At 68.3% G+C, this 11,248-nt stretch carries 10 protein-coding genes; all 10 read left to right on the top strand.

Annotation, left to right across the window (positions count from 1 at the left end; translation table 11 throughout):
• The first annotated feature begins 18 nt into the window (after positions 1-18).
• Positions 19-762, top strand: coding sequence for an ATP-binding cassette domain-containing protein (locus QRN30_RS16205; protein ID WP_284761420.1), 744 nt, complete (start codon positions 19-21; stop codon positions 760-762).
• A complete protein-coding gene (locus tag QRN30_RS16210; RefSeq protein WP_284761422.1) occupies positions 762-2,054 on the top strand; it encodes a DUF7224 domain-containing protein in 1,293 nt (430 codons plus the stop codon). Before QRN30_RS16205 ends, QRN30_RS16210 begins: the two co-directional genes overlap by 1 nt.
• Positions 2,051-2,656 carry a hypothetical protein gene (locus tag QRN30_RS16215; RefSeq protein WP_159556580.1) on the top strand — a complete coding sequence of 202 codons (606 nt, stop codon included), beginning with the start codon at positions 2,051-2,053 and terminating at the stop codon, positions 2,654-2,656. The genes QRN30_RS16210 and QRN30_RS16215 overlap by 4 nt, the downstream gene beginning before the upstream one ends.
• A complete protein-coding gene (locus QRN30_RS16220; protein WP_056068134.1) occupies positions 2,638-3,225 on the top strand; it encodes a hypothetical protein in 588 nt (195 codons plus the stop codon). Before QRN30_RS16215 ends, QRN30_RS16220 begins: the two co-directional genes overlap by 19 nt.
• Positions 3,226-3,555: 330 nt before the next feature.
• Positions 3,556-4,059, top strand: a complete 504-nt coding sequence (locus QRN30_RS16225) for an N-acetylmuramic acid 6-phosphate etherase (RefSeq protein WP_499786264.1) — start codon at positions 3,556-3,558, stop codon at positions 4,057-4,059.
• Positions 4,060-4,103: 44 nt separating this feature from the next.
• Positions 4,104-4,745 (top strand): PTS transporter subunit EIIB, encoded by a 642-nt coding sequence (locus tag QRN30_RS16230; protein ID WP_284761426.1) that lies wholly within the window; start codon positions 4,104-4,106, stop codon positions 4,743-4,745.
• Positions 4,670-5,629, top strand: coding sequence for a PTS transporter subunit EIIC (locus QRN30_RS16235; protein WP_284761428.1), 960 nt, complete (start codon positions 4,670-4,672; stop codon positions 5,627-5,629). The genes QRN30_RS16230 and QRN30_RS16235 overlap by 76 nt, the downstream gene beginning before the upstream one ends.
• Before the next feature lie 23 nt (positions 5,630-5,652).
• On the top strand, positions 5,653-6,687 hold the full coding sequence (locus QRN30_RS16240) for a MupG family TIM beta-alpha barrel fold protein (protein WP_284761455.1): 1,035 nt from the start codon (positions 5,653-5,655) through the stop codon (positions 6,685-6,687).
• Positions 6,688-7,093: 406 nt separating this feature from the next.
• On the top strand, positions 7,094-7,951 hold the full coding sequence (locus tag QRN30_RS16245; RefSeq protein ID WP_284761430.1) for a PASTA domain-containing protein: 858 nt from the start codon (positions 7,094-7,096) through the stop codon (positions 7,949-7,951).
• 324 nt (positions 7,952-8,275) lie between these two features.
• Positions 8,276-11,248, top strand: a complete 2,973-nt coding sequence (locus QRN30_RS16250) for an SNF2-related protein (protein ID WP_284761431.1) — start codon at positions 8,276-8,278, stop codon at positions 11,246-11,248.

Raw genomic sequence — 11,248 nt, forward strand, 5'->3', positions numbered from 1 at the left:
AGGTTTCAAGGGGGCGCAGTGGGCATACAGATCGACGAACTGACTTTCGGGTACCGGCGGGACCACACGGTGCTCTCCGGGTTGTCGACGGTGTTCCCGACCGGAGCGAGCGTCCTGCTCGGGCCGAACGGCGCTGGCAAGTCGACCCTGCTCGGACTCGTCGCCGACACGCTCCGTCCCCGCACCGGGACGATCAACATCGAGGGGCTGGGGGAACCGGGCGCGCGCGGAAACCGCCGACGGTACCGCCGCGGCGTCGCGTGGCTTCCACAGCGGAGCGGCGCCTTCCCGGGCCTGACCGCTCGAGAGCACGTCGCCTACTGCGGCTGGTTGAAGGGCCTGTCGCGCGCCGACGCCTGGGATCGCTCGACGGCCGCCCTGACCGCCGTCGATCTCGCCACCCGAGCCGACGCACGAGCGTCCTCGTTGTCGGGCGGCCAGGTCCGGCGGCTCGGCGTTGCCGGCGCGCTGGTGTCCGGCGCACAGTGGATCCTGCTCGACGAGCCGACGGCCGGACTCGATCCGGCACAGCGCGCGCGGTTCGCGCGGGTGATCCAGAACCTGCCGACGGAAGTGTCCGTCGTCGTCTCGACGCACCAGACCGAGGACGTCGCCGCGACCTACGACCACGTGACCGTCCTCGTCGACGGCCGGGTGCCGTTCGCTGGTTCGGTCGCGTCGTTCACCGAGCCGTTCGCAGACCTCTCGTCCGCCGAGGCGATCACCGCTTCGTACGCGCGGTTCACGAGCGAGGACGACTGATGCGCCCGATCATCCCGTGGCGCAGCCGAGCAGCACTGTGGCTCCTCATTCCTGGGCTGCTCGGCGTCGTCGCGTACAGCGTGCAGTTCGCAGATGAGACGACGATCGTCGGCTACTGGCCCGCTGCGATGGCTGGCTCCGCGATCTACCTGGTGTTGTCGTGCGGCGTCGCGGCCACGGCGGGCGCCTGGGAAGGGAAGCGCTTCCGAGCTGGGACGCCCGTCATCGAGTCCAGCAGCCGATCCAGTGCAGCGGTCGTCACCGATCACCTGTGGACACCGCTGGCCGCCGGTCTGTTGCTCCAGCTCGTCGCGGTCGCACTCATGAGTCGGGACACCTGGGGCGCTCCCGGTGGCCCGTCGCCCCTCGTCGGTCTGGCATTCGCGGGGATCCTGTTCTTCCACAGCTGCATCGGATTCGCACTGGGGCGGTGGCTCCCGCCGGTGGTGTCCATCCCGCTGAGCCTGCTCGTTTCGTACAGCTGGCTCGGCTTCACCTGGTCCGTGGACTACTTCCCACTCCGGTACCTCGCCGGTCTCGTGATGGCGGACTGCTGCTCGGTCGAGACCGCGCTCGACATCCGGGCACCGGTCATCGTGACGGCGTTCAGTCTGCTCGCCGGGTGCAGTCTGCTCGTCATCGCGGTCGCTCGACGCTCGAGTGGTGACCGTGCGCGCCGGTTCGGACTCCAGATCGGCGCCAGCTCGTTCGTCGTGATCACCCTCATCGCACTGACCGCCGGTTCCGGCCTCGGCGCGGCACCGATCGTCGACCGCCCGCAAGCGCAGGCGATCTGCAGCGGCGCGGCGCCCACGATCTGCCTCTTCCCGGAGCAACGCGCCACCGACGACTCGCAGTCGGTGATCCGGAAGGCCGCGGAGAACCTCGGCCGCTCGGGCATGAAGGTGCCGTCGACCATCCGGGCGAGCAACGCGCCGTCGACGCCCGACGTCCTGAACATGATCGTCCAGGTCCGGATGACCGACGCCGACGTGCTCCACAGCATCACCACCTCCTTGCTCGGCGACGCCGAGGTGGCGTACTGCGGCGCCGAGGAGGACGATGCCGAACGCCTCAACGATGCCGCCGTCGCCAACCGATGGCTCATCGACGTCGCCGCCGAGGGCATCGTGAACGCCGACCACGTGGAACCCGCCCTCGAGCTGGACGACTCCGACGTTCTGCGAGCCCTCCGTCGTGCTCCGGTCTCCGCTCAGGCCGCGTGGGTGACCGCGACGGTCGACCGGCTGACGGATTGCTCGGTCGGCCACATCACGGTGCCGTCCTCGTGATCTGGTGGCTGCGTGTCCACCGCACCCTGCCGTTGCTCGGACTCACGACGGCCCTGACGGTGCTCTCGATCGCGCTCGGCCCGATCGGCATGCTCTTCCCCTCGTTCGGCGGTGGCGCACCCTTCGCGATGATCCCCGTCGCTGCGGTCGCTCCGCTGGTGCTCGCGATCGCGGCGGGTGCATCAATCAGTCGCGCACCGTTCCCCGCCTCGACCCGACGGACCGACCTCCTCGAGCTGAGCACCGTCCTGGTGGTGATCGGACTGGTGTGCGCGATCAGTACCGTCAGCCTCGCCCTCGGCGCAGACCCCGCTGTCTCGCTCGCCACCATCCGCAACACGATCGCGTTCTGCGCGCTCGCAGTGGCCAGCCGCGCGGTGCTCGGTGATCGCTACCAATCCGTGCCGGGCGTCCTGTACCTGCTCGTCGCAGGGCTGTTCGGACGCGGAGTGCCGGATCGCCCTGCCGTCTGGGCCGGCGTCGTCACAACCAACACCGAGCTCACCTACTGGCTGTTCGTCGCACCGATCGTCATCGTCGCGGCCGTCGTCACGGTCGGGCGATCCGCTCGTAGGGTGGGGGCATGGGGGAACTCGAACTGAAAGCACGGCGAGCCTGGCGACGGACGACCCTGCTCGCACTGATCGGAGCCGTCGTCGGCGCCGTCATCGGCGGGCTGCTGGCCACGACCGAGTCGGGCGCTGTCGCAGTCCTCACCGTCGTCGGCTTCGGCGCGTCCGTCGGTGGCCTGGCCGGTACCTTCTCGATCCTCGCAACGACGATCGGGATGTCGACCGCGATGCAGACCACAACGGCGGGGCTCTCCCCTGCGGGCAAGCGCATGGTGACGCAAGCGATCAAGACCGGCAGCCCGATCCAGCCACCCGAGTCCGACCTCGCCCTCCGAGCACGCGAGCACGCACGACTGCTCTCCACCTACCAGCCGCTCGCCCTCGGCCAGTTCCTGCTGCTCTACGTCGGCGTCGCCGGCATCCAGTTCCCGAGGCTCGCGGACGAAGATGTCTTCGGCTCGGCGTTCCCCCGGTTCCTCTGCGCAGCGCTGCTCATCACCGCACTGATCATGACGCCGATCCTGCTGCGAGCGGTTCGTCGGTCGCGGCGGTACCTGCGGGCGGCGACCGTCGTGGCTTCCCCGGTCTCGCGGGCCTGACGAGGACGGCCGCCCGCACAACCAAAGCGCGTCTGAGCCGCACGATTCCGCGGCGCGACCTGACTCCCGTTGTGCGAACCGGAACCGGAACCACTGAACCGCAGCCACCCGCCCACTACGTAACACGCAAGCTACTTTCAGCACTGGCGCTAGTCCGCTGGCCATCGCCCTGGCGGCAGACTCGATCGCCGCAGCGTTCGCGCGTGGCGGCCGACTCGTCTCCGTCGGCGCCGGCACGCCGGGCCGGCTCGGCGTCCTCGACGCCAGCGAGTTCCCGCCCACCCTCGGTACGACGAAGCGGCCGCTGTCCGCGACCTCGACGCGCTCGGCCTGACAGCCGACGACGTGGTCGTCGGGATCAGCGCGTCCGGCAGGACGCCCTACGTCATCGCGGCCATCCTGGAGGCCCGGCGCCGCTCCGCCCTGTCGGTCTCCGTCGCGTGCAACCCCGACTCGGCCGCGGGGCGGGAGGCCGACATCGCCATCGACGTCGTCGTCGGCCCCGAGTTCCTCGCCGGGTCGACCCGCCTGAAGGCGGGCACCGCGCAGAAGCTCGTCCTCAACATGCTCACCACGCTCGCGATGGTGCGCAGCCACAAGACCTACGGCAACCGCATGGTCGACGTGCGGGCGACGAACGCGAAGCTCGTCGCCCGGGCGTTCTCGCTCGTGCAGGACGTCACCGGCGCTCCCCCCGCCGAGGTCCAGGCGGCGCTCGATGCCTCGGACGGCGAGGTGAAGACCGCCATCGCCGTGATCCTGACCGGCGCCTCCGCTGCCGATGCCCGCGAGCGCCTCGATGCTGCTGCCGGCTCGTTGCGCGCCGTGCTGTAGACCCCGTTTCCCCGTTCGTTTCCTTTCCCCCGAGGAGCACAGCAATGCCCGATGCCCAGCAACTCGCCCAGCAGATCCTCGACGCCGTCGGCGGTTCCGCGAACATCGCCGACGTCGAGAACTGCATGACCCGCCTGCGGGTCGAGGTCGTGTCCGACTCCTCCGTCGCGCTCGAAGACCTCAAGGCCACCGACGGCGTCATGGCCGCCATCGCGGCCGGCTCGAACCTGCAGATCGTGCTCGGCCCGGGTCTCGTCGACCGCGTGGCCGACGACCTGGAGGCCCTGCGCGCGGCCACCCCGCCGGCTGCGGCTGGTGGGCCTGGTGCGTCGCCTGAGGAGCTCGCTGCTCGCGGTGCGTCGATCAAGGCGAACGCGCGGTCCCGATCCGACGGCCGCACCATGCGCGCGATCCGGAAGATCTCCGCGATCTTCATCCCGCTCATCCCCGCGCTGATCGCCTGCGGGCTGATCGCCGGGATCAACGGGATCCTGACGAACCTGGGGTGGGTGCCTGCGCTGACGCCGTTCCTCTGCGTGCTCTCGTCCGGGTTCCTGTCGCTGCTCGCCGTGTTCGTCGGGATGGCAGTGCTATCGAAGAGCGTGTCGCGATGGAGTTCGGCGGCACGCCCATCCTCGGTGGCGCCGTCGGCGGCATCATCGTCGCGGCCGGCGTCGCGAACGTGACGGTGTTCGGCGAGACCCTGGCTCCCGGCCAGGGCGGTGTGCTCGGAGCGCTGGCCGGTGGCATCCTCGCCGCGTACGTCGAGCGGTTCATGCGCCGGGTCACGCCAGACGTCATCGCGCTCATCGTGGTGCCGGCCGTGACCGTGCTCGTTGCCGGTTCGATCACCCTCGGCGTGCTCATGTCCGTCGCCGGTGTCGTCTCGGTCGCGATCGGGAGCGCTGCCACCTGGCTGCTCGCGAACGGCGGGGCGTTCGCCGGCTTCCTGCTCGGAGGACTCTTCCTGCCGCTCGTCATGACCGGCATGCACCAGGGACTCATCCCGATCCACACCACCCTGATCGACCAGACCGGGTGGACCGTGTTGCTGCCCGTGCTGGCGATGGGTGGTGCCGGGCAGATCGGTGCGTGCATCGCGCTGTGGGTGCGGTTCCGTTCGAACGCCTCGCTGGTGCGAACGATTCGCGGTGCGCTGCCGGCCGGGTTCCTCGGCGTCGGAGAGCCCCTGATCTACGGCGTGACCCTGCCCCTCGGTCGGCGGTTCATCACCGCGTGCATCGGTGGAGCCTTCGGCGGCGGGGTCGTCGGGCTGTTTGACCAGCTCGGGCACTCCGTCGGGGCGATCGCCATCGGCGCCTCGGACCTGTCGCTCATCCCGCTGCTGAACGGCTCGTCCGGGTACGGCTGGGCGCTGCTCGGGTACGGGTCGGGGCTCGTGGTGGCCTATGTCGTGGGGTTCGTGGCGACGTTGTTGTTCGGGGTGTCGGCGTCGGTGCGGGTCGATCTGGAGGCGGAGTCGTCAGTGCCGTCCGGCGACCCCGTGGCTCCCGACGCCCCGCTCGACGTGAAGGTCACACCGGCTGACTCCGAGGGAGCTGCGCGCTGATACGGTCGGGCGCGAGCGCGTACCTGACGCATCGTCCGCTGGCTGGCCCGACCTTCGAGGCCGCCGCAGCCGGGGGTGCGACGCTCGCGTTCACCTCGTTGCACATCCCGGAGGACTCTGCTGCTGGAGCCCGGGCAGCTGCGACCGCGATCGTGTCGGCTGCTGCGTCCTCGGGCCAGTCGGTCGTGGCCGACGTCTCCCCCGACACCGCTCGGGTGCTCGGCGATTCGCCTTGGGAGTTCCGGCGGTCGATCGGAGTGGCTCGGGTTCGGATCGATTTCGGGTTCTCGGTCCCTGAGATCCTCTCGATCGCTGCCGTCCTGCCAATCGCCCTTAACGCGAGCACGCTGCGGTCCGCCGACCTGGCGCCGTTCGCTGACCTGGACGTCGAGCTGATCCACAACTTCTACCCGCGGGAGTGGACTGGGCTGGCGTTGTCCTCGGTCGCGGCGTCGGTGTCAGTCGCCCGCGAGTTCGGGTGGCGGGTCGGGGCGTTCATCGCCGGCGACTCCGTGCGGCGTAGGCCGCTCGGCGAGGGGCTGCCGACCGTCGAGAGGCACCGAACCATGCCGCCATTGTTCCAGGCGCTCGAACTCGTCGATGTAGGTGCGGACGATGTGTACGTCGGGGATCCGGCGCTGACCGATCACTCGTGGTCTCGGTTGGGGTCGTTCGTGCGCGATGACGTCATCGTGCTCGATGGGACTGCTGCCTCGGGTGTGCACCCTTTGGTCATCGAGGCGTTGGCGATGCCCGATCAGAACCGGCCCGATGCTGCCGAGGCGATGATCCGGCTGGAGCATTCGCGGGAGCGGTTCGCCGGGTTGCCGCTGCCCGAGGTGGGTGGGCAGTCGAGGCCGACGGGCTCCGTCACCGTTCAGCTGCCGTCAGCCGGGAGGTACTGCGGCGAGGTGGCGATCACGCTGCGCGGTTTGCCCACCGACGACCGCGTCGCGTTCCTTGGCTCAGTGCCGATGGGAGTGCGCGCGATCCATGTCAGTGGCCGGAACCTGATGTTGGCGATGGCCTGCGGCACGCAAGCCTCCGGAGGGCGCTAGCGCCAGGAGCCTGTCTGCCGGTGATCGCTCTGCGACCTGGCCGGCCTAGCCTCCGCTGCGCGATACCGCAGATTTTGTGAGATACCCCGTCTTGGGGGCGACCGTCCACTTTCGTGAGTGGACGTCAATCCGTAAGGTGAGCCCGTCTGCTCATCTGCTCGAACACGGAGTCGCCATGTCCGGGATGTACCCGCCAAACGGTCAGCCGCCCATGCCGCCGAACGGGCAGCAGCCGTATCCGACCAACGGACCTCCGCTGTACCAGCAGAGCAATCAGCCGCCGTTCTCTCCCGGGCCACCGTTCCCTCCACACGGACGACCACCATTTCCGCAGGACGGCCAACCGCCGTTCATGCAAGGCCCGCCTCCTCAGCCCCGCGGCAACGGCTTTGCAACGGCGGCCCTGGTGCTCGGCATCCTCGCGCTCCTCTTCGCCTTCGCCTCGGCGGCAGCGTTGGCGGTTCTTCTCGGGGCGCTGGCGCTGACGTTCGGCCTCATTTCGCTGCGGCGCCGAACCGGTCGAGGAATCGCGGGAACGATCATGGGTTCCGCAGGCCTCGTCATCGCGATCGCGATCGGAATGGTCAACTTCAGCAGCAGCGACGAACCCGTGGACGCCTCTGAGCAAATTGTTGCTGAGCCAGATGGCAGCTCTGGTAACGGAACTGTCCCCAGCGTTACTGGCAAGACCGTCGACGAGGCTCGCGCGGAGCTCGAGAAGTTGGGCTTCGAAGTCGCGTCACCGGGCGCGGGCAGCGACGACGAGGTCTCGAAGCAAAGTCCGACCGCGGGCACGTCGGCCGAAGCCGGGAGCACGGTCACCTTGAAGGCGACCAGCTCGGCAGGCAGCTCGGTCACGAACCCGGCGAAGGCCGGAACGAAGTTCGGGATGGATTCCTGGGGTCGACCTGGCGACGACGATCCGGAGTACCGAATCTGGTTCGACGGGTACGCCGGGAATCAGCCTTCAACTGGCTCCTGGGACGCTCCGGACACCGGCATGAAGTACGTGACGGTCGTTGTACATGTGGAGGCGCTCCAGGCAGGCGTGCACACCGGCGTCGAGACCTGGGACGTCAACCTCACGGACAAGCAGGGCAAGGTCTACGAGGAGACCTACCTGTCCGGTGTGGAGGACATCCCGAGCGTGACGCTCGGAAAGGGCCAGTCATCCAGCGGCCGCATCGCGTTCGAGGTTCCGAACGACTTCAACGGCGGGGTTCTTTCGTTCGCAGACGCGACGATCTTCGTGCGGACGAACTAGAGCGCCAGCTGCGGTGCTTTCACCGGCTGTAGGTCTTCCACAGGCCATCGCGCCGACTCGTTCGGTACCGGCCATCGGAGGATGAAGCAACGGGACGCGGACAGACTCGGTGGCGACAATGGCGGGTTTCGGCCGACCAGACACTTCGCCCAAACGCGGACTGCGACTAGAGCTTCAGGGTGTCGCCATGGCCGGAGACATCTGGCCAGCCCTTCAAGTGGACGGTGACCCTCGGCGTGGGGCAGTGTTCGAGTCCACGGCCCTTAGGGTGAGAGATGGTGCAGCCAACCAACCTGGCTACACAGGGGTGAGAGGGAACACAGCGTGTCGTTGATCGACGTCGATTCGACAACCACCGGCCGAGCATGGCCGAACATCGCCCCGGGCAGCGTGGTGCTCGTCCGGGACGCCGAGTGGCTGGTGCTCTCGACGGCACCGACAGGCTCCGGTCTCCTCGTCACCGCTCAAGGACTCTCCGAGCTCGTCCGCGACACCACGGCGACCTTCTACAGCGACCTCGACGACATCGAGCCACTCGACCCCGCTCAGGCGAAGGTCCAAGCGGACGACTCGTCGGGGTACCGCCGCGCGAAGCTCTGGCTCGAAGCCACGCTCCGGAAGACACCGGTCCCGCTCCACGAGGACGCCCTGACGGTCTCGACGCAGATGCTCGCCGATCCGCTCGACTACCAGCGTGCCGCAGTCCGCAAAGCGCTCGATCGCGACAACCTCCGGCCTCGTCTGCTGATCGCCGACGCCGTCGGGCTCGGCAAGACCATCGAGATCGGGATGATCCTCTCCGAGCTCGTGCGACGGGGCCGCGGCGAGCGCATCCTCATCGTGACGCCGAAGCACGTGCTCGAGCAGATGCAACAGGAGATGTGGACGAAGTTCGCACTCCCCTTCGTCCGCCTCGACTCCCTCGGGATCCAGCGCGTGCGCCAGAAGCTCCCGGCTACCCGCAACCCCTTCAGCATGTACAAGCGAGCCATCATCTCGGTGGACACGCTGAAGCAGAGCCAGTACCGCAGTCACCTCGAGAAGCAGCGATGGGACGCGGTCGTCATCGACGAAGCGCACAACGTCATGAACAACACGACGTTGAACGGCGAACTCGCAGGTCGTCTCGCACCGCAGACGGACGCGCTGATCCTCGCTTCCGCGACGCCGCACAATGGCAAGAAGGACTCCTTCGCACGACTCGTGCGCTTGCTCGACCCGACAGCGGTGACGCCCGAAGGTGACCTCATCGAGGACGAGGTGAAGCGCCTCATCATCCGCCGGCACCGGAACAGCCCCGCCGTCGCGATGGAGGTCGGCGCGGACTGGGCGGAACGGCAAGAGCCGAACAATGTGCTGGTCGCTCCGTCCCCAGCAGAGGCCGCCATCGCTGAAGAGCTCTCCACGGTCTGGCTCCACCCGCAGGCCGAGCGCTCCCCGTACTCCGGCGAGAACACTTCGCTCTTCCCGTGGACCCTCGCCAAGGCGTTCCTGTCGTCACCGAGCGCGCTGGACGAATCGGTGCGCGAGCGCCTCAAGCGCCTCCGAAAGGGCGATGCTGACGCAGACGTGCAGCGAGAAATCGACGCGCTGGAGCGGCTCGAGGAACTGACTGTCTCTGCGCTCAGTTCGAGCTCCGGCAAGTACGACGCCCTCCTGGGACATGCGAAGAGCATCGGTGTCGGTCCGAGGTCCGAGGAACGCCTCGTTGTGTTTTCGGAGCGCGTGGCCACCCTGCACTGGCTCCAGCAGAAGCTCGCGAAGGACCTCAAGCTCTCGGACAAGCAGGTCCGTGTGATGCACGGCGGTCTGACGGACCAGGAGCAGCAGGAACTCGTGGACAGCTTCAAGCAGTCTGCCTCCCCCATCCGCGTCCTGATCACCGGCGACGTCGCGAGTGAGGGCGTGAATCTCCACTCCCAGTGCCACGAACTCGTGCACTTCGACATCCCGTGGAGCCTCATCCGCATCGAGCAGCGCAACGGCCGCATCGACCGGTACGGCCAGAAGCACTCCCCGCGCATCACGACCCTGCTGCTCGACGTCGACGACGACGAGTTCTCGGGCGACATCCGCGTCCTCAGGAACCTGCTCGAACGGGAGACCGAGGCGCACACGGCGCTCGGTGACGTCGCGTCGCTGATGGGTGAGTACAGCGCTGCCGCCGAGGAGTCGGCGATCCGCGACGTGCTGCTCCGCAAGCGCAGCTTCGACGACGCGGTGCCGACCGTCGAAGCGACCCTCGAGGACGGTGACGAGATCACGCGGCTCATGGCGGAACTCGCGGCTGAGCAGGCGAGCGAGAGCAGCAGCGAGGGCAGAGGTGTACCCGAGAACGCGCCGGAGAGCACGGCAGCTGGCGCAGAGCAGCGCGACAAGGCTGACATCGGCACCGGTCTGTTCTCCGATCTGGTCTCCTTCCTCGACACGGCGCTGGCCGAGCGCTTCACCGTCCCGACCGCTGACGTCGCCCACGGTGGTGTCGCGTGGTCACGCACGAACGCGATCGCGCAGCTCGAACCGACCGCCGACCTTCGTCAACGACTCGAGGTCCTCCCGCAGTCGTACCTCCGAGACCGGCGGGTCACTGAGCGCCTCCTCCTGGCGACGACTCCGATCCAGGGCAAAGCCGAGGTCGACAGCGCGATCAATGACAAATCGAGCCCGTCGACCTGGCCACACGCGCACTTCCTCGGTCCGCTGCACCCCGTCCTCGACTGGGCTGCCGACAGCGCACTCTCCAGGCTCGGTCGGAACCGGGTCTATGCCGTCCGCGGCGCCGTGGACTACCCCGTCGTCCTCGTCCATGCCACCCTGACGAACCGAGCCGGCCAGGTCGTCGCAGGTTCCTTCCTCACCGTCGACTTCCCCGACGTCGAGCAGCACTCGTTCCACTTCACACAGCCGCACGCCGACGCGCGCGCGGCGCTGGCCCACGTCGGGTTCACGTCCGACGTGAAGACGAACCCGGGTGCGATCGACGCCGCACCGCTGCAGCGGTTGATCCCCACGGCAGTCGAAGCCGCCCGCAGCCAGGCGGTCCAGCAGATGGAGGCAACGGCAGACGACATCCGCCTCCGTGTGCATCAATGGGCCGCGCGGATCGACGACTGGCAGGGCTCAGCGGCTGAACAGACCCAACTGCGCGGGCTCCGAGAACACCGCGACCGTGTCGACGACGAATCAAAGCTCGTGGACCGCATGACGCCGAACCAGCACTTCGTGCGTCCCCTGCTGGTCGTCGTCCCCGCGGACAGCCCCACAGCCCCCGAAGAACACCCTGGAAGCGAGCACTGA

The sequence above is a fragment of the Curtobacterium sp. MEB011 genome (assembly GCF_030209655.1).
Lineage (GTDB): Bacteria > Actinomycetota > Actinomycetes > Actinomycetales > Microbacteriaceae > Curtobacterium > Curtobacterium poinsettiae.

What these genes read in the sequence shown, in the direction of transcription:
- QRN30_RS16220 (WP_056068134.1), top strand. Translation starts at nt 2,638, where the DNA reads ATGGGGGAACTCGAACTGAAAGCACGGCGAGCCTGGCGACGGACGACC.
- QRN30_RS16235 (WP_284761428.1), top strand. Translation starts at nt 4,670, where the DNA reads ATGGAGTTCGGCGGCACGCCCATCCTCGGTGGCGCCGTCGGCGGCATC.
- QRN30_RS16230 (WP_284761426.1), top strand. Translation starts at nt 4,104, where the DNA reads ATGCCCGATGCCCAGCAACTCGCCCAGCAGATCCTCGACGCCGTCGGC.
- QRN30_RS16210 (WP_284761422.1), top strand. Translation starts at nt 762, where the DNA reads ATGCGCCCGATCATCCCGTGGCGCAGCCGAGCAGCACTGTGGCTCCTC.